The sequence below is a fragment of the Rhodanobacteraceae bacterium genome, assembly GCA_024234055.1.
In the GTDB taxonomy this organism is placed as follows: domain Bacteria; phylum Pseudomonadota; class Gammaproteobacteria; order Xanthomonadales; family SZUA-5; genus JADKFD01.
In genome coordinates, this window is sequence record JACKOW010000003.1 from 122775 (window position 1) to 144727 (window position 21953).

17 protein-coding genes are annotated in these 21953 nt (G+C 63.5%); 8 read left to right on the plus strand and 9 right to left on the minus strand.

What is annotated here, in order from left to right:
* Nucleotides 1–92: 92 nt before the first annotated feature.
* The 4 genes from rplS to rpsP form a co-directional block, all read right to left on the minus strand.
* Nucleotides 93–455, minus strand: coding sequence for a 50S ribosomal protein L19 (rplS, locus tag H7A19_07925; protein ID MCP5474758.1), 363 nt, complete (start codon nt 453–455; stop codon nt 93–95).
* A gap of 35 nt (nt 456–490) precedes the next feature.
* Complete coding sequence (gene trmD, locus H7A19_07930) at nt 491–1243, minus strand: tRNA (guanosine(37)-N1)-methyltransferase TrmD (GenBank protein MCP5474759.1); 753 nt, start codon at nt 1241–1243, stop codon at nt 491–493.
* Between the two features lie 341 nt (nt 1244–1584).
* A complete protein-coding gene (gene rimM, locus H7A19_07935) occupies nt 1585–2070 on the minus strand; it encodes a ribosome maturation factor RimM (GenBank protein ID MCP5474760.1) in 486 nt (161 codons plus the stop codon).
* A gap of 55 nt (nt 2071–2125) precedes the next feature.
* Nucleotides 2126–2395 carry a 30S ribosomal protein S16 gene (gene rpsP, locus H7A19_07940; protein ID MCP5474761.1) on the minus strand — a complete coding sequence of 90 codons (270 nt, stop codon included), beginning with the start codon at nt 2393–2395 and terminating at the stop codon, nt 2126–2128.
* 416 nt (nt 2396–2811) lie between these two features.
* Between rpsP and parC the strand changes: the two genes are divergently transcribed.
* From parC to H7A19_07965, 5 genes are all read left to right on the plus strand, one after another.
* Nucleotides 2812–5052, plus strand: coding sequence for a DNA topoisomerase IV subunit A (gene parC / locus H7A19_07945; GenBank protein MCP5474762.1), 2241 nt, complete (start codon nt 2812–2814; stop codon nt 5050–5052).
* A gap of 33 nt (nt 5053–5085) precedes the next feature.
* Nucleotides 5086–5760 carry a ribonuclease T gene (gene rnt, locus H7A19_07950; GenBank protein ID MCP5474763.1) on the plus strand — a complete coding sequence of 225 codons (675 nt, stop codon included), beginning with the start codon at nt 5086–5088 and terminating at the stop codon, nt 5758–5760.
* A gap of 10 nt (nt 5761–5770) precedes the next feature.
* Nucleotides 5771–6061 carry a zinc ribbon domain-containing protein gene (locus tag H7A19_07955; GenBank protein MCP5474764.1) on the plus strand — a complete coding sequence of 97 codons (291 nt, stop codon included), beginning with the start codon at nt 5771–5773 and terminating at the stop codon, nt 6059–6061.
* Nucleotides 6062–6722: 661 nt separating this feature from the next.
* On the plus strand, nt 6723–8882 hold the full coding sequence (locus H7A19_07960; protein MCP5474765.1) for a S9 family peptidase: 2160 nt from the start codon (nt 6723–6725) through the stop codon (nt 8880–8882).
* Nucleotides 8882–11257, plus strand: coding sequence for a penicillin acylase family protein (locus H7A19_07965; GenBank protein ID MCP5474766.1), 2376 nt, complete (start codon nt 8882–8884; stop codon nt 11255–11257). The genes H7A19_07960 and H7A19_07965 overlap by 1 nt, the downstream gene beginning before the upstream one ends.
* Before the next feature lie 224 nt (nt 11258–11481).
* On the opposite strand, the gene lolA is transcribed toward H7A19_07965, so the two are convergent.
* The 5 genes from lolA to ald form a co-directional block, all read right to left on the minus strand.
* Nucleotides 11482–12141 (minus strand): outer membrane lipoprotein chaperone LolA, encoded by a 660-nt coding sequence (gene lolA, locus H7A19_07970; protein ID MCP5474767.1) that lies wholly within the window; start codon nt 12139–12141, stop codon nt 11482–11484.
* Nucleotides 12142–12244: 103 nt separating this feature from the next.
* Nucleotides 12245–13873: an ATP-dependent Clp protease adaptor ClpS gene (locus tag H7A19_07975; protein ID MCP5474768.1), complete on the minus strand. Its 1629-nt coding sequence runs from the start codon at nt 13871–13873 to the stop codon at nt 12245–12247.
* A 201-nt stretch (nt 13874–14074) separates the two neighbouring features.
* Entirely contained in the window at nt 14075–14485 is a 411-nt protein-coding gene (locus H7A19_07980; GenBank protein MCP5474769.1) for an ACT domain-containing protein, read from the minus strand.
* Between the two features lie 5 nt (nt 14486–14490).
* Nucleotides 14491–16794 carry a DNA translocase FtsK 4TM domain-containing protein gene (locus H7A19_07985; GenBank protein ID MCP5474770.1) on the minus strand — a complete coding sequence of 768 codons (2304 nt, stop codon included), beginning with the start codon at nt 16792–16794 and terminating at the stop codon, nt 14491–14493.
* A 258-nt stretch (nt 16795–17052) separates the two neighbouring features.
* Nucleotides 17053–18108, minus strand: coding sequence for an alanine dehydrogenase (gene ald / locus H7A19_07990; GenBank protein MCP5474771.1), 1056 nt, complete (start codon nt 18106–18108; stop codon nt 17053–17055).
* 462 nt (nt 18109–18570) lie between these two features.
* On the opposite strand from ald, the gene trxB reads away from it, so the two are divergent.
* The 3 genes from trxB (at nt 18571) to H7A19_08005 (ending at nt 21898) form a co-directional block, all read left to right on the plus strand.
* Nucleotides 18571–19515, plus strand: coding sequence for a thioredoxin-disulfide reductase (gene trxB / locus H7A19_07995; protein MCP5474772.1), 945 nt, complete (start codon nt 18571–18573; stop codon nt 19513–19515).
* Nucleotides 19516–19797: 282 nt separating this feature from the next.
* Nucleotides 19798–20688, plus strand: a complete 891-nt coding sequence (locus tag H7A19_08000; GenBank protein ID MCP5474773.1) for a hypothetical protein — start codon at nt 19798–19800, stop codon at nt 20686–20688.
* A gap of 46 nt (nt 20689–20734) precedes the next feature.
* Nucleotides 20735–21898 carry an N-acetyltransferase gene (locus tag H7A19_08005; GenBank protein ID MCP5474774.1) on the plus strand — a complete coding sequence of 388 codons (1164 nt, stop codon included), beginning with the start codon at nt 20735–20737 and terminating at the stop codon, nt 21896–21898.
* Nucleotides 21899–21953 lie beyond the last annotated feature (55 nt).

The following is a 21953-nucleotide window of genomic DNA, read 5'->3' on the forward strand; positions in this document are numbered from 1 at the left end:
CCGGGGCACCAGGCAGGATTATCGAGCCTGGGCTGCATGCAGAAACAACAAGGGCGCCCTGAGGCGCCCTTGTTGTGGAAAGTATCCGGCGCTCAGCGCTTGGCGTAGGCCGCCAGATCTTCCTTGATGCGCGCTGCCTTGCCTTCCAGCTCGCGCAGGTAGTACAGCTTGGCCGCGCGGACCTTGCCGCGACGCTTGACCTGCACCGAATCGATCGCCGGGCTGTAGGTCTGGAACACACGCTCCACACCCTCGCCGTGCGAGATCTTGCGCACCGTGAACGAAGAGTTCAGGCCGCGGCTCTTGATCGCAATGACCACGCCTTCATAGGCCTGGATGCGCTCACGAGCACCTTCCTTGACTTTCACATTGACCACGACGGTATCACCGGGGGTGAACACCGGCAGTTCGCGGTTCATCTGCTCAGCTTCCAGCTGTTGAATGATTTTGCTCATGGCACGTCCCTCGCAGTACACACAGACTTAGCCCGTCATTGTACACCGATTTTTGCTTTATGTTCATCCATGAATTCAAGCAAGAGCGCTTGATCCACTTTGTTCAGATTCAGCTGGGCCAGCAGGTCCGGGCGCCGCAGCCAGGTCGCTCCAAGCGACTGCTTTCGGCGCCAGCGCGCGATCAGCGCATGGTTGCCTGAAAGCAGCACCGCCGGCACCTCGCCCTCCTCCGACTTTTCCGGGCGCGTGTAGTGCGGGCAATCCAGCGTGCCGTCCATGAAGCTGTCTTCAATGGCTGAAGCATCAGTGTGCAGCACGCCCGGAAGCAACCGGGTCACGGCATCGATCACCGCCAGCGCCGGCAACTCACCGCCTGAGAGGACGAAATCACCAATGGACAGTTCCTCATCGACGTAGTGGTCGACGAAACGCTGATCCAGACCTTCATAACGCCCACAAACGAAGATCGCACCGCATCCGGCCGCCATGGATCTCGCCCGCGACTGATCAAAGCGCGCCCCCTGCGGGCTCAGCAGGATCACGGGATTGCCGGGAGCGACTGCTCGGGCAGCCTGCACCGCGCGGCGCAACGGCTCGATCATGAAGACCATACCCGGTCCGCCGCCATAAGGCCGGTCGTCCACGGTGCGGTAGTTGTCCTCGGTGTAGTCGCGCGGATTCCAGCAATCGAGCGCGATGATCTTGCGATCGAGCGCGCGGCCGACCACGCCGATGGCCATCGCCTGACGAATGAACTCAGGAAACAGGGTGATGACGTCAAAGCGCATGATCAAGTCCGGCGATTGCTGGGAAAGGGCAGCATCAATCCACGCTCAGCATACTGCCAGGCACCTGATTCGGCCCGACATGGCAAGGAGCAATGAACGGCGACAGGGCTGGAGCGGCCTTGAGGAGGGCCGCGCGCCTGCGCGGCCGCTCTTGAACTTCCGGTAAAGCAAAGCAGCGCCGCAGCGCGGCGCCCTCCACCGTGGCACCCTGCACTCTAGTGAGGGCATCTCTCGCACGTGGCTCATGGAGGACCACGCCTTTCGACCTGACAGGGCACCATCGACAGCCTGGGCTATCCGCAGCATGCCCTGCATCTGGCCCAAGCCTTCCCGCAACGATTCTAGAAATCGGCATCCCAGTCGACCCGAATCTGACCTGCGACCAGATCGACAGACACGACATGGTGATCCATCACAAAAGGGATCAGACGCTCACGCTCGCCATCGCGGACCACCAGGATCGGGTGCGCACCATTGCTGAACAAATGATCGACCCGACCGAAGTCGACCCCGTCCTGATTGAGCACTTGCAGGCCTTCGAGATCAGCCCAGTAGTATTGCTGCTTGCGCAGCGCAGGCAGCAGCTGGCGGTCGACGGCAATTTCCAAACCCTTCAAGGCGGCGGCAGCATCGCGATCGCTGATCCCTTCAAGGTCGGCGATCAGACCCTTGGTCGACACGCTGCCGCGCAGCAGCTTGACAGCCTGCACGCCGTCATCGCGGCGTAGCCACCAGGTCTTGAAATCGAGCAATCGACCTGGCGGCTCGCAGAAAGAGGCCACCATCAGCGAGCCTCGCACCCCGTGGGCGCCATGGATGCGCCCCATCGTGATCAGCCGCTCGGGAACCGAAGCGGCGCGATCCGACGCCGGTAACACTGCCTCAGGCAGCTGCGGCGGCGGGCTGCTGAGCCTTCTGCGCAATCTTGATCAGCTGGCGGACTTTCTCGGTCGGCTGCGCGCCAACACCCACCCAGTGCTTCACGCGCTCCAGATCAACCGTCAGCGGCACTTCCTTGCCCTGGGCGATCGGGTTGTAGAAGCCCAGACGTTCGATGCTGCGGCCGTCACGCGCATGGCGCTCATCAGCGACGACGATGTAGTAGAAGGGCCGCTTCTTGGCACCACCACGGGCAAGGCGAATCTTGACCATCTTTGATTCCTTTCAAAACTTCTATGGAACGAGCTAAGCCCGCAAGTTTAAATGATTCGGCGGGCTACGCCAAGAAAGAATCTGAACAATTGCCCTTGATCGCGAGCCATCCACGAATTCCCACTCCCACTGCCGCTCTCCCCGACGTCATTGCGACTCCGGACCTGATCCGGGGGAAACAATCCAGTCCTTTGATTTACATAGCCTTTCTGGATTTCTTCGTCGCTACGCTCCTGGCAATGACGCCAAGTGAGGGCCTACCCTACAAGCTGGAACAACGACTGCTCAAGCGCTCTGACCCGCAAGATCCAGTGCTCTTGGACCACCCAAGATCCAACTGCCAGCGCCCTGCCCGTGCCCGCGATCGCGCTTCGATGTAGAGTCCGCGACCTTCCGAACTGTCATTCGATCCCGCGATGAGCACTGGCGAATTGTTGCCCTTCGAGCAGATTCCGCTGAAGGAATATGCCGAGAAGGCCTACCTCGATTACTCCATGTACGTGGTGCTGGACCGCGCCCTGCCCTTCATCGGCGATGGTCTGAAGCCGGTGCAGCGACGCATCGTCTATGCGATGAGCGAGCTGGGCCTCAATGCGGCGGCCAAGCACAAGAAGTCGGCGCGCACCGTGGGTGATGTCATCGGCAAGTACCATCCGCACGGTGACTCGGCCTGTTACGAGGCGCTGGTGTTGATGGCGCAGTCCTTCAGCTTCCGCTATCCGCTGATCGACGGCCAGGGCAATTTCGGTTCGCCGGACGACCCCAAGAGCTTCGCGGCGATGCGCTACACCGAATCCAAGCTCACGCCCTTTGCGCGTTTGCTGCTGGAAGAACTGGGACAGGGCACGGTCGAGTGGGAACCCAACTTCGACGGCACCCTGGAAGAGCCGTCCTGGCTGCCTTCGCGGGTACCGCATGTGCTGCTCAACGGCACCACCGGCATTGCCGTCGGCATGGCCACCGACATTCCGCCGCACAATCTGCGTGAAGTGCTGAGCGCCTGCATCCGGCTGCTGGACGATCCGGACGCCACCACGGCCGATCTGTGCGAACACGTGCGCGGCCCGGACTACCCGACGGTGGCCGAGATCATCACTCCGCGTGCCGACCTGATCCGCATGTACGAAACCGGCAATGGCTCGGTGCGCGTGCGCGGCGTGTACACGCGCGAAAACGGCAATGTGATCATCACCGCGCTGCCGCACCAGGTGTCGCCGACCAAGATCATCGAGCAGATCGCCGATCAGATGCGATCCAAGAAATTGCCGATGCTCGAGGATCTGCGCGACGAGGGCGATCACGCCCAGCCGATCCGCATCGTGCTGATCCCGCGCTCGAACCGCGTCGACATCGACGAACTGATGCGGCACCTGTTCGCCACCACCGACATGGAGAAGAGTTTCAGGGTCAACGTCAATCTGATCGGACTGGACGCACGCCCACAGGTCAAGTCGCTGAAACTGTTGCTCAGCGAATGGCTGCAGTTCCGCACCGACACCGTGCGTCGACGTCTGCAGCACCGTCTGGGCAAGGTCGAGCGCCGGCTGCACCTGTTGGAAGGCCTGCTGATTGCCTTCCTCAATCTGGATGAAGTGATCCGCATCATCCGCAGCGAGGATGAGCCCAAGCCGGTGCTGATGGCGCGTTTCGGCCTGAGCGAAGAACAGGCCGAGTACATTCTCGAAACCAAGCTGCGCCAGCTGGCACGCCTGGAAGAGATGAAGATCCGCGGCGAGCAGGCGGACCTGGAAGCCGAGCGCACCGAGCTCAAGGCCATTCTGGACTCGAAATCGCGGGTCAAGGCGCTGATCAAGCAGGAACTGGAGCACGACGCCCGCGTCTACGGCGACGATCGGCGCTCGCCGCTGATCGAGCGCGAACAGGCCAAAGCGCTGTCGGAGGCTGATCTGACCCCGTCCGAGCCGATCACCGTGATCGTCTCCGACAAGGGCTGGGTACGCGCCGCCAAGGGTCATGAAATTGATGCCACGGCGCTCAGCTATCGCGAAGGCGACAGGTACCTCGCCAGCGTGCGCGGACGCAGCAATCTGCAGGCGGTGTTCCTCGACTCGACCGGCCGTTCCTACGCCACGCCGGCGCACAGCCTGCCCTCGGCACGTGGCCAGGGTGAACCGCTGACCGGGCGCTTCGATCCGCCCACGGGAGCCCGTTTCCTGGCGACAGTCTGCACCGACGCCGATACCCGGCTGTTGTTATCCACCAGCGCCGGCTACGGTTTTGTCACCCGCTTCGAGAATCTGATCTCACGCAATCGTGCTGGCAAGCAGGTGCTGACCGTGCCCGATCGCGCCGAAGTGCTGGCCCCGAGCCTGGTCCCCGGTGCCGTCGAGACGGCCCTGGTGGCAGCGGTGTCGCTGGACGGCCACCTGCTGGTCTTCCCCTTGAGCGAACTGCCAGAACTGGACAAAGGCAAGGGCAACAAGATTCTGGCGCTGCCCGGCGGCAAGAACGCCGCCGGCGCCAAGGTCATTGCGGTGGCGGCTTTCCAGCCGAATCAGGAACTGGTGGTGGTCGCTGGCGGGCGTATCACCCGGCTCAAGGGCCACGACCTGGACGCCTATCGCGGCGCTCGCGCGCAGCGTGGCGGCCTGCTGCCGAGGGGTCTGCAACGCGTGGACAGACTCGATGTAGTGTGAGCGCTTCAGCTTGAGCCTGTTATCGTGCCGGTGATGAATGAATCGAACCTGCCTGCACAGACGCTCGCTGACCGCTTCCGCGGTTTCTATCCCGTGGTTGTCGATGTGGAGACCGGCGGCTTCGATGCCGCCGGCGACGCGCTGCTGGAAATCGCCGCCGTTCTGCTTGACATGACCGCTGACGGTCGTCTCGTGCGCACGCAGACGGTGTCCACCCACGTCAACCCCTTCCCCGGCGCGAATCTCGATCCGCGCTCGCTGGAAATCACCGGGATTGATCCCACCCATCCGCTCCGCAATGCGCTCGATGAGCGGGAAGCGCTGGAATTCATCTTCGAGCCGATTCGCAAGGCCATGAAGGCAGCCGAATGTCAGCGCGCCATTCTGGTCGGCCACAATGCCGCCTTCGATCTCGGCTTCATCAATGCGGCAATTCGCCGCACCGGCCACAAGCGCTCTCCCTTTCATCCCTTCAGCACTTTCGATACGGTATCGCTGGCCGGATTGGCCCTCGGTCAGACGGTGCTGGGCAAGGCCCTGAGAGTGGCGGGTCTGGAATGGGACAGCAAGTCGGCGCATTCGGCGGTTTACGACGCCGAGCAGACTGCCGATCTGTTCTGCGGCATCGTCAATCGCTGGCTGGATCTGCACTTGAATGCCGGCGCGACGGCCACATCCATGGCGGATGAAGTCGCTGTCACTCCCTGAGAATCCGAGCATGCCGATCTACGAGTACACCGCCACCGACCCAGCCCAGAGCTGCGAGCAGTGCGCCCACTGCTTCGAGATTCTGGCACGCATTAGTGACCCGGAACTGGCCCAGTGCCCGAACTGCGGCAACCCGGTCAAACGCGTGATTTCCGTTGCCAGCGTCATCGGCGGCAATGCCCATGTGCTCAAGGAAAGTCATTTCTCCAAGCACGGCTTCACCCAGTACAAGAAGGCCGGCGGCGGCGTCTACGAGAAGACCGCGGGCGACGGGCCGAAGTACATCAGCGGCGACGAATAGCGGCTGCGGGGCACGGGGCACGGGGCACGGGGCACGGGGCACGGGGCACGGGAAAAGGCTACGGGGTTCGGGCTTTTGTGGGTCCAGACTTGCCTGGACACTTCTGAGAACATGCTGCAAGAGCGTGCAGACAAGTCTGGACCTACAAGGAGCGCCCTTGCGGCGCGACCGCTGCTTCGGACGTGCGGCTTGCCGGTCGCGACACGAGGTCGCTCCTACGGGCAAGATTGTGATTCATGGCCCGCGTGCAATGCCGCGACTTCATACGCGGCTCTCCATGAACCGCATTCCAGGTGCCGCGCACCGGGGGTATCGGGTCGCTGTCGTGGAGGGCGCCTCGTTGCGGCGCCGCTTTGCGCTGAGCGGAGATCAAGAGCGGCTGCGCAGGCGCGCGTCCCTCCTCAAGGCCGCTTTGTACCCGCCAGGGTTCATGGCCCATGTGCAGTGTCGGGCCGATACAAGTGGCTCTGCATGAACCCATATCGCAAGTTGTTGATGCGTCATTGCGAGGAGCGCAGCGACGAAGCAATCCAGGGACCAATCCGGCGGGGCATCCACCCACGCCCGGTCGCGATTCTTGCCATCTACCCCGCGCCCGCGAACGCCCTCGCGACCGACCCTGGGCTATGCTCGGCGGCTAGTCGATTGCCGGAAAGCTCCCATGCGTCTCAGCTTGCTCACCCTCGCCACCCTGGCCTGCATGGCCTGCACGCCCTCTCCCGAGGCCACCGCGCCGGTCACCGCACCTGAGCAGAAGCTGGCTTATCCGGCAGCTCGAACCGTGGACCAGGTCGACGACTATCACGGCACCCAGGTCGCCGATCCCTACCGCTGGCTGGAAGAACTGGACGCCGCCGACACCCGGCAGTGGATCGAAGCCGAGAACGCCCTGACCCAGGATTATCTGAAGAAGATTCCGCAGCGCCCGCAGATCCACGCGCGCATGACCGAATTGTGGAACTACGAGCGCTTCGGCCTGCCCAGCCACGAAGGTGATCGCTACTTCATCACCCGCAACGACGGGCTGCAGAATCAGGCCGTGCTCTACACCCTGACCGCGCTCGATGCCGAGCCGGTGATGCTGCTGGATCCGAACACGCTGTCCAGCGACGGCACCGTCGCCCTATCCGGCACCAGTGTCTCGCCTGATGGCCGCTGGCTGGCCTACGGTACCTCCTCGGGCGGCTCCGATTGGCAGGAATGGCGGGTCCGCGAGATCGCCACCGCCACCGACACGGATGAGGTCATTCAGTGGGTCAAGTTCTCGGGCGCCACCTGGGCCAAGGACAGCAGCGGCTTCTACTACGGTCGCTATGACGAGCCCATGGGCGAAAATGCGCTCAAGGCCGTCAACGAATACCAGAAGATCTACTTCCACACCGTCGGCACACCGCAGGCGGCCGACACTCTGGTGTACGAGCGTGCAGACCAGCCCAAATGGGGCTTCCAGACCGACATCAGCGAAGACGGACGCTACCTGATCATCTCGGTCAGCCAGGGCACCGACGAGCGCAACCGCCTGTTCTATTGGGATCTTTCCGCGCCGGATTCAACGGTAGTCGAACTCATCCCGGAACTGGAAGCCGCCTATCAGTTTCTCGGCAACGAAGGTCCGGTGTTCTGGTTCAAGACCAATCTGGACGCACCTCGCTATCGGATTATCGCCATCGATACCAGCGCGCCGGATCGCGCCAACTGGAAGACTCTGGTACCGGAATCGGACGCCACGCTGGTGGACAGCACCGTGGTCAATCACCAGTTCATTCTGGAATACCTGCGCGACGCCCGCAGCGAGGTGCAGCGCTTTGCGCTGGATGGTACTCCGATCGACACCATCGCCCTGCCCGGCATCGGCTCAGTGGCCGGTTTTCGTGGCAAGCCGGAAGACACCGAAACCTTCTACAGCTACACCAGCTTCACCGTTCCCACCGACATCTTCCGACTGGATCTGAGCACCGGTGTATCGACGCTGTTCCGCAGTCCGAAGGTCGCATTCGATGGCAGCCGCTTCGAAACCACCCAGGTGCGCTACACCAGCAAGGATGGCACCAGCGTGCCGATGTTCATCACCGCGCGCAAAGGTCTCAAGCTGGATGGCAAGCAGCCAACGCTGCTGTACGGCTATGGCGGCTTCAACATCCCGATCACGCCCAACTTCACGGTGCCGATGGCCACCTGGCTGGATATGGGTGGCGTCTACGCCGTGGCCAATCTGCGCGGCGGCGGCGAGTACGGCGAGGAATGGCACCAGGCCGGCACCAAGCTCAACAAGCAGAATGTCTTCGATGATTTCATCGCGGCCGGCGAGTATCTGATTGCCCAGGGCTATACCAGCCCCGACAAGCTGGCCATCTATGGCCGATCCAACGGCGGGCTGTTGACCGGCGCGACGCTGCTGCAGCGCCCCGACTTGTTCCGCGCGGCGCTGCCGGGTGTAGGTGTGCTCGACATGCTGCGCTTCAACCAGTTCACCATCGGCTGGGCCTGGGAATCCGACTACGGTTCGCCGCAGAATCCCGACGAGTTCAAGGCGCTGTACGCCTACTCGCCGCTGCACAACATCAAACCGGGCACGCGCTACCCGGCCACCCTGATCACCACCGGTGACCATGATGACCGTGTCTATCCAGCCCACAGCTTCAAGTTCACCGCCGCGCTGCAGGCAGCAGGCGCCGGTCCCGGCCCTTATCTGGCGCGCATCGAAACCCGTGCGGGCCACGGTGCGGGCAAGCCCACCAGCATGCTGATCGATGAATGGACCGACATGCTGAGCTTCCTGGCCCATGAGTTGTCGATGACGGCGGCGCCGGCCCAACCCTGATGCGCTGGCTGCGTCGCGCCCTGATCTTCGTACCGGCGCTGCTGGTGTTGGCGCTGGTCAGCGGCTGGCTGGTGCTGCGCGCGAGTCTGCCGCAACTGGAGGGCACGCTGGCGGTTTCCGGCATCCACGCAGCCGTGAGCATCGAGCGCGACTCGCTCGGCACCGTCACTCTGCGCGGAGGCGATCGGCTCGATGTCGCCTTTGCACTCGGCTATGTGCACGGACAGGAGCGCTTCTTCGAGATGGATCTGTTGCGCCGTCGGGCGGCAGGCGAACTCTCGGAGCTGATCGGGACCCCGACTCTGGCAGCAGACCGCAGCGCGCGTCTGCACCGTTTCCGCCATCGCGCAGCGGGCTTCCTGCTGGCCTTGCCGATGGCGCATCGCCGGCAATTGCAGGCCTACACCGCCGGCGTCAATGCCGGCATGGAGGCGCTGGCAGCACGCCCCTTCCCCTATCTGCTGCTGGGTCAGGCGCCCAAGCCCTGGACCGAAGAGGATTCCCTGCTGGCGCCGCTGGCCATGTATTTCGATCTGCAAAACTCGATGAACACGCGGGAGTTGAAGTTGACGCAGATGCGGGCGGCGCTCCCGGCTGCCACCTTCGCCTTTCTGACCGCTCCCGGCACCGAATGGGACGCCCCGCTGCAAGGTGCTGCTCTGCCGGATCCGCCGTTCCCGGCCATGCAGGAACTGGATCTGCGCAACACCGAGATCGCCGCCCCGGGCGTGGACACACCGCCCAGCAGCGAAGGCATCGGCAGCAACAACTTCGCCGTCGCAGGCAACCTGTCGCCGCACGGTGGAGCCATTCTCGCCAATGACATGCATCTGGGCCTGCGGGTGCCCAACATCTGGTTCCGGGTCGAGCTGCGCTATCCCGATGCGCAGGGCGAACAGCGCGTCATCACCGGCCTGAGCCTGCCGGGCACGCCTTTTGTGGTGGTGGGCAGCAATCGCCACGTGGCCTGGGGCTTCACCAACAGCTATGGCGACTGGCTCGATTTCTTCGAACTGGGTGTGGATCCGCAGAACCCCGACCGCTACGCCGGCGTAGATGGTTGGGAAAACCTGAACTCGGTTGCAGAGACCATCCACGTGCGCGGCGCCGCCGACGAACACCTGACCGTGCGCGAATCCAGTCTCGGGCCGATCGTCGCCGAATCCCCGGAGGGCAAACCGCTGGCGCTGTCCTGGACCGCGCACCATGCTGAAGCCGTCAACGCCAGCCTGGCCGATATGGAGGGCGCCGAAACACTGGAGCAAGCCCTGGAAATCGCCCACCACGCCGGCATTCCGGCCCAGAACGCGCTGATGGCCAGCAGTGATGGGCGCATCGCCTGGACCATCATGGGCCGCATCCCCAAACGCGGCGCAGGCAGCGATCCGCGGTTTCCGCTGGATCCGACCGTGGCCGGGAACCGCTGGCAGGGTTGGTATGACAGTGCCGAGATTCCCGCCGTGGTGAATCCGGACTCCGGGCGCCTGTGGACGGCCAATGCTCGAGTTGTCGACGGCGATGAAGTGGCCATGATCGGCGATGGCGGCTACACCATCGGTGCCCGGGCGCGGCAGATTCGCGACGATCTGATGGCCAGACGGACGCTGTCGGAAGCCGAGTTGCTGAAGATTCAACTCGATGATCAGGCGGTGTTTCTGACCCGCTGGCAGGAACTGCTGATCAAGACGCTGGAACCGGCCGGAGAACCGCGCCTGATTGCGCTGCGTGAGGCTCTGTCCGACTGGAACGGACGCGCCAGCGCCGACAGCAAGGCCTACCGCCTGGTGCGGGATTTCCGGCTACGGGTGCATCGACGCTTTCTGCAGCTGTTCGAAGCTCCACTGCTGGCGAAATACCCGGACTGGACATGGCCCTCCCTGCCGCAGATCGAGGGCGTGGTCTGGAAAACCATCCAGGAACGCCCCGCGCATCTGCTGCCGAAGAACTTCGCCAGCTGGGATGGCTGGCTGCTGGCAGCGGCCGGCGACACCCTGGACCGGCTCGATGCCAGCAAGACGCCACTGGATCAGGCCACCTGGGGACAGCTCAACACCACCGCCATCCGCCACCCGCTGAGCGCCGCGCTGCCGCTGATCGGCAAGCTTCTCGACATGCCGGCGCAGGCACTCGATGGCGATCAGTACATGCCGCGCGTGCAAGGTCCGCGCTTCGGTGCCAGCGAAAGGATGGTCGTGGCACCCGGTCACGAATACCGCGGCTACCTGCACATGCCCGGCGGCCAGAGCGGCCACCCACTGTCGCCCTACTACGGCGCGGGTCACGCCGACTGGGCCGCAGGCAAGCCGACGCCTTTCCTCCCGGGAACGGCCGAACACACGCTGACGCTGGTGCCGCGATCAGATCGCGCTCCTTGAACCACCCGTAGGTCACGTTGCGCCGCAGGCGCTACGTGATCCGGCGACGCGCCGAACCCGGAGCTGATGACCGCGCCGCCATCGCCGGCCTGGCGCTTCACATTGTCACGTAGCCCCTGCGGGGCAACGTGACCTACGAGCGTTCCGTGCATGGGTGAAGAAGCGTCCAGACAAGTCTGGACCCACAACAGCCACGCCGCCTGCGCCTACGCCGCTCCGCCTGATCAATCCGCGATCGGTCGCACCTGCGCACCCGGCTTGATGTCGCCCACCACATCGACGCCCGGCGGCGGATCGAACACGAAGGTCGCCGGCGGCAAGGTGGAATTGCGCTTCCAGTCGGCAAACACGATCTCGGTGCGCTGACCGACGATGTCCACCATCACCATGCGCACCAGCTCGTTCTGGCGCAGGCCGAGATCCACGTAAGCAAACTCGGCGTCCTTGGACTTGGGCGTGAGCCGCAGCCACTGGGCATCGGCCACCGCCGGGCGCTCTTCGGTGTCGAACTGCAGGTCCAGCGAGGGCAGATCCAGCAGCACCGCCAGCGGACTCTGCTGCTCGTCGAAGGACTGCGGGCGCACGCTGACCTGCTCCAGCTCTACATCGTAGATCCAGATATTGTCGCCATCGGCAATGATGCGCTGCTCTTCTGGCTTGAGATAATCCCAGCGAAAGCGATTCGGCCGCGCCAGGGCCAGCGTGCCCGAGGCCGAATCCAGGGCGTTGTCGCTGTCGTCATAGACCTGCTGCACGAAGCGCGCCGTCAGATTGTTGATGTTCTCGCCAAAGCGGTCGAGCTCGGCGCGAGCGGGCCCTGGCGTCGCCGCCCACGCAGGAGCAGCCAGACTGCATAGCAGGGCCAACGGAATCAGAAGGCGCATCGGTACCAATCCATCGAAATAGCTGCCGCAAAGCTAACCCATGGCAGCCCAACGTAGCCTGTCGGGGGAATTCGCACGAAGGTTGCGGAATTGGCTTGCTAGCTCAATGACTGTCCCAGTTGAACATCACCCGGGAAAAGTCTGCTCCGGAAAGGTCCTCTGCGGGAATGAAGAAGTTGGCAACGCCGGCGTCTCCCCACATCAAATACTCATCCGAATCCAGTTGCAGCAGTAGTTGCAGATTCGTATCCGGCCCGCGCGGATCATCCTGGGCAAAATCCGGCCAGCCACCGACCTTGTGTCCATACCCGGCGGCCAGTGGCATGGCCTCAGCCACGGCGTATTCCGAAACGCCAAGCTCCTTGGCAAGACCCTCAGCCAGTTCGAAGGGATCGACGCCGACCCGCTGAGGAAAGCTCGCATCCGCCGGCGTGATGGCTTCTTCCGCCGCCGAGAACTTCATGCGCAGGACCAAGCCGGACCTCAGCGACATGGGCGCCGGCAGCTGCGCAGGCAGCTGCTCCAGTTCGGAGAATTTCTCTGGCCAGTACACAACCCGGAAATAGCTCTGCCGACTTTGCTGTGCCACACGATCCCCACGAAAATCGCCGAAATGTTGCAACTTCGGATCCTCGGCGACAAAGAATTGCAGCAGGCCAACGCGCGGATAGCCTTCCATGGCCGGCAGTTCCGCGAAATCGATCTGTGCCAACAGGGCCATCGGGCGTCCTGGGTAATCCGGATCAAGGGGAAGCTCCCTACCCTTGGGCAAATAGGGCCTGCCGCCGATCTTGCTGGACCAGGGTTCGTCGTCGGATGTCGGCGTCAATTCAATACGAGCGTAGCTTCGGACGGTGGATTGCAGCGCGGCATCAAATGGGGCAAACGCTGCCCGGACTGTCGCGGCTTGTTCGGATGTCAGCTTGGGCACCGCCAAGCTGGCCGCAGGAACGTCGGTCCGATCAGGCCCCCGAAACATCCCCGAAAACAGCAACAAGATCCCGACAACCACAATCACCAGGAGCACCGGGAGGTAGTTGGTCCTCGCCCGTACCTCGCGTGCGGCGGCTGGCAGCATGAAGGCCGCCACGGCCTCCGGATCAGTCTCGATTCGAAAGCGCAATCCAAGCAGCTGTGAACGACAGGCTCCATCGAGCGCTTCCAAGCGCTGCAGCGCATCCGGTCCGGACAAGCGCATGATGGATGCCCCACCCTTCTCATGGACCGTTTGCGTCAGTTGAAACGCGTCATATGGCTCAAGGCCGCACACCGACTTGAGCAACCGAACCACGGCGTCTGCTGGCGTGTAGTTGTCGTTCAAGGCTTCGATCAACACTTCCTCATCGCCGAAAGAAGCGGGGTCCGGCGGTGAGGGTCGTGGCGAGCCGTGCGTGATCAGATCGACAAGGGCCGGCGCTGACACGTCATGCCTTGCGAATGCGCCGGTGAGCACTTCAGGTGCCCCACGGAAGATCACCGTCAGCAAGAAGCGAGCATCATTGGCCTCGGCGCGGGGGCGGCTGTTCAGCACATCCATCACCACGGCCTCAATGCCCGGGGACAGGAGATCCGGGTTCTTCAACTCGGCCAGCAACGCTCCGGGCATCGGCCCGATCAGTTCGACGATCTCAGCTCGCTGGAGTAGCCGGGCGAGCATGAGTGCCACGCGATCCTCAGTTTCTGCGCGAAGCACGTCCACCAGCGTCTGATCATTGTCGGTTGGACTGGCCATGGTGCGCTCGTTAAAGAATGCTTCAGCCTACCAGCCTGTCGGACTTGAAAGGGATCGGCTGCAAATTCACCTGTGCGGTCCATATCTCGCTGGTTTCTTGGGCAATAGAGAAGCTATTGTCCTGCGAAATCGTCAATATCTGGCCTCGCACAGTCGAATTTTCGCTTCGATCTTTCAAGTTCGACAGGCTGCAGCAGGAAGTCAGCAAATCTGCACAGATTGCTGCAGTTCTCTCAACACCATCAACGCCCGCTGCCCCTGATCGATCGGCACAAAGATATGGTCGTGCAGCGCGCCGGCGATGACGTTGCAGCTGATGCCGGCATCGCCCAGGGCGGTTGAAAAGGCGGCGGTGAGGCCGACGGCCGCCAGATCGGAATGTACTTGCAGGGTGATCCAGGCGGCCCGGAACAGGATCGGCAGTTGCAGACGAATGGCATCGGCTTCGGCGAGAACCACGGTGATGCCTTCGGGCTCCCGGATCAGGGCGATGATCTGTTCCAGCGGCACCGTGCCCAGATCGTCGACCTGGCAGTAGACGTAGCAACCCTCGTTGAGCGCCGCCTGCATCGATCGCAGCAACACGCCGAGATCGGAGATCCCGCCGCTCACGAGCGTCAATCCTTGGGCGGTGGCGGTGCCAGCACGGTGCGATTACCGTTGTGCTCGGGCGCGCTGACGATGCCGGCGGCTTCCATCACTTCGATCAGTCGCGCGGCGCGGTTGTAGCCGATCTTAAGCCGCCGCTGCACGCCGGAGATCGAGGCACGGCGGGTCTCGGTGACGATGCGCACCGCCATGTCGTAGAGATCGTCGGCCTCGCCATTGGCTTCTTCCGGCAAGCCGGTCTCGCCGACCACACGGCCGTCGCCCAGTTCCTGGGTGTCCTCCAGAATGCCTTCCAGATAATCGGCGGTGCCGTGGTTCTCGCGCAGGTACTTGACCACGCGATGCACTTCCTCGTCGGACACGAAGGCGCCATGCACGCGCTCGGTGGCGGCGGTGCCGGGCGGCAGATAGAGCATGTCGCCGTGCCCCAGCAGGGTTTCTGCGCCGGACTGGTCGAGAATGGTGCGCGAGTCGATCTTGCTCGACACCTGGAAGGCCACGCGGGTGGGAATATTGGCCTTGATCAGACCAGTGATCACATCCACCGAAGGCCGCTGCGTGGCCAGGATCAGATGGATGCCGGAAGCACGGGCCTTCTGCGCCAGACGCGCGATCAGCTCTTCGACGTTCTTCTTGGCGACCATCATCATGTCGGCGAATTCGTCGATGATCACGACGATGTGCGGCATGGTGTCGAGCGGATTCGGATGTTCGCCGGGGGCGGCCTTGGCCACATTGAACAGCGGATCGAGGATCGGCTGCCCGCTGTCCTTGGCCTCACGTACCTTGCGGTTGTAGCCGGCGAGGTTACGCACGCCGACGGCAGCCATCAGCTTGTAGCGGCGCTCCATCTCGGCCACGCACCAGCGCAGCGCGTTGGAGGCTTCCTTCATGTCGGTCACGACCGGCGCCAACAGGTGCGGGATACCCTCGTACACCGAGAGTTCCAGCATCTTCGGGTCGATCATGATCATGCGCACATCCTTGGCGCTGGCCTTGTACAGCAGCGACAGGATCATGGCGTTGATGGCCACCGACTTGCCCGAACCGGTGGTGCCGGCGACCAGCAGATGCGGCATCTTGGCGACATCCACGACGGTGGGTCGGCCACCGATATCCTTGCCCAGCGCCAGCGTCAGGACACTGCTGGCCTTGTCGTACTCGCGTGAGCGCAGGATTTCCGACAGGAACACCATCTCGCGGTGCTGGTTGGGAATTTCCAGACCGACCACGGACTTGCCCGGAATCACGTCGACCACGCGCACGCTGACCACCGACAGCCCTCGGGCGATGTCCTTGTCCAGCGAGGAAATCTGGCTGCCGCGGATACCGGGCGCCGGTTCCAGCTCGAATCGGGTGATCACCGGGCCCGGGTAGACGCCGACCACGCGCGCCTCGATGCGGAAGTCCTTGAGCTTGAGTTCCACCTGTCGCGACAACGCTTCCAGCGCCTCTGGCGAATAGCCCTTGCCGGTCTGGCGGGCTTCATCGAGCAGGGCCAGCGGCGGCAGATCGCCGGAGGGAATGTTCTCGAACAGCGGCATCTGCAGCTCACGCTCGGCGCGCTCGCTCTTTTCCATCACCGGGGCGACGGACTCGATCTTGACCGGTTCGCGCTTCTTGCGCTTGACCTTCTCTTCTTCGCGGACCACCTCGCGCTCGGCGCGGGCCTTGCGGCCAATTCGCCAGTCGGTAAATTGCTGGCGCCAGACGCCGATGCGTGCGATCAGGGCGATAGTGAACGCACCCACCCGATCCATCGCCCGAAACCAGGACACGCCGGTGGCAAAAGTCGACCCGATCAGGAACAACACCATCGAGAACACCGTGGTGCTGCCGCGTCCCAGGCTGCGCACCAGAAAATCGCCGGCAAAACTGCCGAGCACGCCGCCGGCGCCGCCGGGCAGGCCGTCCGCGCGCATCTGCGCGTGGCAGAGGATGGTGCCACCGATCAGCGCCACCACCAACCCGGCAATGCGCGTCAGCGGCACCAGTGGATTGGCGCCCCCCGGTCCATCGACCGGGTCACGCAGGAAGCGCCACGCATACCAGAGCAGCACCAGCGGCAACAGAAAGGCCATCCGACCAATCAGATACAGCAGCACATCGGCCAGCCAGGCACCAGCACGCCCGCCCCAGTTGTGGACCTCAAGACTGGAACCCGCATGCGACCAGGCCGCATCGTTGATGTCGAAACTGCTCAGTGAAACCAGCAGATAGGCAGCCAGCGGCACCAGGAGCACAAAGGCGCTCTCGCGGATGGCCCTTTGAAATCGGTCGCGCCAGCCCATCATGGCCACAGTCATCGCCATTCGAATTCTTGATCCCTTACGCGAACTATCGCACGCAAGGTATTCAGTCTATTCGAAAAGCAGGTAAAACGTAAAACGGAAAACTTCAATTGAGGCATTGGCAGCAGTGGCGATCTCGCGGACGAACCGTTCGAAAGAGCCTGGGACTGCCCGCCTTCATTGACGTTTTACATTTTACGTTTTACCCGCCGCTGAACCCCCGAAATCAGGGACAGCGATCAGGCCCGGGCGACACCATGCCCCCCGGGCCCCAACGCCTCACAGCAACGCCGGATGCACCACCTTGCCACCGTCGATGTTGATGCCGGTACGCAGCGGCTCGTAGTCGCGCCACTTTCCGCTGGCCAGACGCATGGTGTACGGCAGAATCGCCGCAGAAATGGCCTGCGATGAGGTCTGCGGCACCGCACCTGGCATGTTGGTCACGGCAAAGTGGGTCACGCCATGCTCGACATAGGTCGGTTCGGCGTAGGTCGTCGGGCGAATGCCCTCGACGCAGCCACCCTGATCGATGGAGATGTCGACAATGACGCTGCCGGGCTGCATCGACTTGATCATGGCCGTGGTGACCACGCGCGGCGCGCGTGCGCTCGGCACCAGCACGGCACCGACCACCAGATCGGCCGAAGCGACTTCGCGGGCGACGTAGCTCTCGTAGGGATATAGGGCCGTGACGTTGGCACCCAGCGCCATCATCTGCTCCAATCGATCCGGACGCTTGTCGAAGACCACCACGTTGGCACCCATGGCCGCGGCCAGCGCAGCCGAATTGCCACCAGCAGCACCGGCACCCAGCACCACGACCTTGCCGCGCTCGGCGGACGGCAGACCGCCCAGCAGCTTGCCTTTGCCGCCTTCGGGCTGGTGCAACAGATGCGTGCCCACCTGCACCGCAATGCGCCCGGCGATGATGCTCATCGGCGCCAGCAGCGGCAGACCGCCATGACCATCTTCCACGCTCTCGAAAGCAACGCCGGTGAGCCCGATGTCGACCAGACGCTGGGTCAGCTCCGGCAGCGGCGCCAGATGCAGATAGCAGAACAGCAGGTGGTGCTTGCGCAGCAGTTCCAGATCACCGGCAATCGGCTCCTTGACCTTGACGATCAGCTCGCCGGCTTCGTAAAGCGCCGCGGCATTGGCCGCAATCTTGACGCCAACCCGCTCGAAATCCGCGTCCGAAAAGCCACTCTTCAGCCCTGCGCCCTGCTCGATGAAGACTTCATGCCCCGCGTTGACCAGATCGCCGCAGGCGGCTGGCACCAGCGCAATGCGCCCTTCCAGAGTCTTGGTTTCCTTCGGTACACCAATGCGCATGACTGCCTCCCGGGCGTTTGGGCGCTGAACAAAGAAGCGGAATTCTAGCCCGCATTTCTCACACCTGCGCGTGCAGATGCCCCGAATTCTTTGTGGCGTGTGTTCGATACATCGCTTGCGGCAATCGCAGGGTGTACGCCTGCATCCGCCCGCTTTGCGGCCCTCGCTGGTTCTTTGCACCGATGGCTGCGTTGCTCGTCGTCGCAATGGAACAACCATTCCTTCTCCTCGCGCCTTGCCCTCGGTGCAAAGCCCTGCGCGATCTTCCGCAACAGGTGTGAGAAATGCGGGCTAGCAGCAGCTCTCGCGCGCGCCATCGCAGCACCCGGAAATCCGGTCACGCGGCCGTTCAGGGATGCTCTGAATGTGCCCGATCACCCCAGGCCACTTGAATAGCTGTCATCGGCCCCCTAGTTTGCCGGTCTTCCCGCCATTCCCCGCATCCCGCGTCTGGAGCCTCACATGTCTGCACCCAAGCACTGCCGAGTCCTGATTCTCGGCTCCGGCCCCGCCGGCTACGCCGCCGCCGTCTACGCGGCCCGCGCCAATCTGCAGCCGGTATTGATCACGGGCGTCGAGGCCGGCGGCCAGCTGATGACCACCACCGAAGTCGACAACTGGCCAGGAGATGCTCACGACCTGACCGGTCCGGTGCTGATGGAGCGCATGAAGGCCCATGCCGAGCGCTTCGATACCGAGATCGTGTTCGACCACATCCACACGGCCGAGCTCGGCGAACGTCCCTTCAAGCTGATCGGCGATGCCGGCAGCTACACCTGCGATGCGCTGATCATCGCCACCGGCGCCTCAGCCAAGTATCTGGGCATCGACAGTGAGACGGCGTTTCGTGGCAAAGGCGTTTCCGCCTGCGCCACGTGCGATGGCTTCTTCTACCGACAGCAGGACGTGGCGGTCATCGGCGGTGGCAATACCGCGGTGGAAGAGGCGCTGTATCTCTCGAACATCGCCCGCAAGGTTACGGTGGTGCACCGTCGCGACAAGTTCCGCGCAGAGAAGATCCTGCAGGACAAGCTCTTTGCAAAAGCCAATATCGACGTCATCTGGGATCACACCGTTGATCAGGTGCTGGGCGACGATTCCGGCGTGACCGGCGTGCGCATCGCCCCGCGCGAGGGCGGCCCTACCCGCGACATCGACGTGCATGGTTTGTTCATCGCCATCGGCCACACCCCCAATACCGGCATCTTTGCTGGCCAACTGGCCATGGAAAACGGCTACATCACCGTCAAGAGCGGATCCAACGGCTTCGCCACCATGACCAGCATCCCCGGCGTGTTCGCCGCCGGCGATGTCGCCGATCCGATCTACCGTCAAGCGATCACGTCGGCAGGTGCCGGCTGCATGGCGGCACTGGATGCCGATCGCTTCCTCGAGCAGCACGGCTGAGAGCTGGTTGTTGGTTGTTGGTTGTCGGTTGTCGGTTGCTGGTTGTCGGTTCTTGGTGCACCGGCATGGGATGCTTTTGTTGTCGTAGGTCCAGACTTCTCTGGACGCTTCTCCAGCCAGGCATCAAGAGCGTCCAGACCAGCCTGGACCCACAAGAGCTCGCCGGCCGTCGGAGGTCTTGTTGTCCGCCTCAGCGGACGTGTGACATCAAGTTGCCACACGTAGCTCGCTACGCGAGCAACGTGACCTGCGAGAGCCTGTCAGGATCAGCCGCAAATGCTCATGAGCCAACAGCCACCCGAATCCCGAAGCACACCGCGCCTGCTGGTCTTCGGCGCCACTTCGGTGGTCGGCAGCTACCTGTTGCCGCGACTGGCGAGCACGCGCTGGCCGGTGACGGCGGTATCGCGCCAGCGCGCCAGCGCGCACAAGCCGATCGATGCGCGTGTAGCCTGGCAGCTCGGCACGCTGCCCGACGCGTGCCCGGCGCTGGATCTGGAGGTCACACACATCCTCAGCCTGGGCCCTTGCGATGCCTTTGTGGCCTGGCTGGCACGGCAGTCTGCCACTACCGCCGTGCGCCAGGTGATCGCCTTCGGCTCGACCAGCGCCCAGACCAAACTCGATTCCGGTTCGGCGTCAGAGCGCGAGCTGGCGCAGCGTCTGCTGGCCTCGGAAGCGGCGCTGGCCGGGGAATGCGCGCGCCTGGGCGTGCGCTGGACCCTGTTGCGCCCAACCTTGATCTACGGCGGTGAGGATGACCTGATCGCCCGTATCGGTGCCTTCGCGGCGCGCTGGCACCTCCATCCGCAGCTCACCGGGGCAGCCGGTCGCGCCCGACGCCAGCCGGTGCACGCCGACGATCTGGCCAGCGCGGTCATCGCTGCCATCGATTGTGAAGCCGCCTTCGACCAGCGCATCGACCTGCCGGGCGGCGAGGAACTGAGTCTGGCGCAACTGATCGCCCGGGCAGCGCGCGCCCGTACCGGGCTGACCCTGCCGATACCGATTCCCTTCACGCTCGGCGCCCGACTGGCGACCAAACTACCTTGGATCGGTGGCCGTTCGGGACTCAGCGTCGAAGCCGCTGCACGTATCAGCCGCGATCAGGTCTTCGACCCGGCCCCCGCCGCGCAGGCTCTGGGATTTGATCCGCGGCCATTTGAGCCCTGACGGCTTGCTCACACACAGCCGCTGCGGCTTGACCTAGTCTCCAACGATGCCCTCCTCTCCCGAGATCGACCACCGCCTGCAGCTGACCATCCGCCACGGCGTGGCGGACATTGCTGCTGCCGAGTGGGATGGCTTGATCGGCGCGGACGACCAGCCCTTCGTGCGCCATGCCTTCCTGTCGGCACTGGAGCAGAGTGGCAGTCTGCAGCGCGAGCTGGGTTGGTCGGCAATGCCTTTGCTGCTCTTCGAGGGAGACGCGCTGATCGCTGCGGCGCCGGGCTATCTCAAGGCCAATTCGCACGGCGAATTCGTGTTCGACTGGTCCTGGGCCGACGCCTATCGGCGCCACGGAATCGCCTATTATCCCAAGTTGCTGATTGGCGTTCCGTATTCGCCGATCACCGGACCGCGATTACTGGTCGGTGATGGACCCGAGGCCGCCACACGCCGCGACAAGCTGGCGCGGGCCATCGAAGGCACAGTGGCGCAACTGCGGCTGTCGAGCGCCCATCTGAACTTTCTCAGCGACAGCGACGCCGCTGCGCTGACCCATGATCCCTGGCTGTCGCGATTCGACTGGCAGTTTCATTTCCACAATCGGGGCTACGCCGATTTCGAGGCATTGCTCTCTGAGTTCACGTCGAAGAAGCGCAAGAACATCCGCCAGGAGCGGCGTCAGGCCGCGCAGTGCGGCCTGGCCGTCGAATGGCTGGAGGGTGCCGAGATGAGCGAGGCCAATCTCGACGATCTGCACGCACTCTACATCGAGACCTTTGACCGCAAGGGCAACACGCCCGCCCTCACCCGCGAGTTCTTTTCGATGATCCGCGAACGCATGCCGCAATGTCTGCATGCCGCCGTGGCCCGCAGTGGATCGCAGATCATGGCTGCGGCGATCTATTTCTCGTCGTCGACTACGCTCTACGGCCGCTACTGGGGCGCCCGGGCCGATCTGCCAGGCATGCATTTCGAGCTCTGCTACTACCAGGGCATCGAGTACGTCATCCGCCGAGGCCTGACGCGCTTCGAGCCCGGTGCCCAGGGCGAACACAAGATCGCTCGTGGTTTCCTGCCCACACGCACACGGTCGGCGCATCTGATCATCCATCCGGATTTCCGCCGTGCCATCCGCGGGGCACTCGACCAGGAGGCGCAGGCTCTCAGAGCCTACAAGGCCGAACTCGACACGCATTCGCCGTATCGGGAGTAGCAGCAATCAGCGGATGGCGGTTAGCGACTGGGGCGCCGTGTGCGAACCTGGGATC

Bases quoted from the DNA above. Each gene is read 5' to 3' on its own strand.
- H7A19_07960 (MCP5474765.1), top strand. From the start codon at position 6,723: ATGCGTCTCAGCTTGCTCACCCTCGCCACCCTGGCCTGCATGGCCTGC.
- rpsP (MCP5474761.1), bottom strand. From the start codon at position 2,395: ATGGTCAAGATTCGCCTTGCCCGTGGTGGTGCCAAGAAGCGGCCCTTC.
- parC (MCP5474762.1), top strand. From the start codon at position 2,812: ATGAGCACTGGCGAATTGTTGCCCTTCGAGCAGATTCCGCTGAAGGAA.
- rplS (MCP5474758.1), bottom strand. From the start codon at position 455: ATGAGCAAAATCATTCAACAGCTGGAAGCTGAGCAGATGAACCGCGAA.
- H7A19_08000 (MCP5474773.1), top strand. From the start codon at position 19,798: ATGAGCCAACAGCCACCCGAATCCCGAAGCACACCGCGCCTGCTGGTC.
- H7A19_07955 (MCP5474764.1), top strand. From the start codon at position 5,771: ATGCCGATCTACGAGTACACCGCCACCGACCCAGCCCAGAGCTGCGAG.
- rimM (MCP5474760.1), bottom strand. From the start codon at position 2,070: ATGGGGCGCATCCATGGCGCCCACGGGGTGCGAGGCTCGCTGATGGTG.
- rnt (MCP5474763.1), top strand. From the start codon at position 5,086: ATGAATGAATCGAACCTGCCTGCACAGACGCTCGCTGACCGCTTCCGC.
- trxB (MCP5474772.1), top strand. From the start codon at position 18,571: ATGTCTGCACCCAAGCACTGCCGAGTCCTGATTCTCGGCTCCGGCCCC.
- H7A19_07965 (MCP5474766.1), top strand. From the start codon at position 8,882: ATGCGCTGGCTGCGTCGCGCCCTGATCTTCGTACCGGCGCTGCTGGTG.
- lolA (MCP5474767.1), bottom strand. From the start codon at position 12,141: ATGCGCCTTCTGATTCCGTTGGCCCTGCTATGCAGTCTGGCTGCTCCT.
- H7A19_07975 (MCP5474768.1), bottom strand. From the start codon at position 13,873: ATGGCCAGTCCAACCGACAATGATCAGACGCTGGTGGACGTGCTTCGC.
- H7A19_07985 (MCP5474770.1), bottom strand. From the start codon at position 16,794: ATGGCGATGACTGTGGCCATGATGGGCTGGCGCGACCGATTTCAAAGG.
- H7A19_08005 (MCP5474774.1), top strand. From the start codon at position 20,735: ATGCCCTCCTCTCCCGAGATCGACCACCGCCTGCAGCTGACCATCCGC.
- trmD (MCP5474759.1), bottom strand. From the start codon at position 1,243: ATGCGCTTTGACGTCATCACCCTGTTTCCTGAGTTCATTCGTCAGGCG.
- ald (MCP5474771.1), bottom strand. From the start codon at position 18,108: ATGCGCATTGGTGTACCGAAGGAAACCAAGACTCTGGAAGGGCGCATT.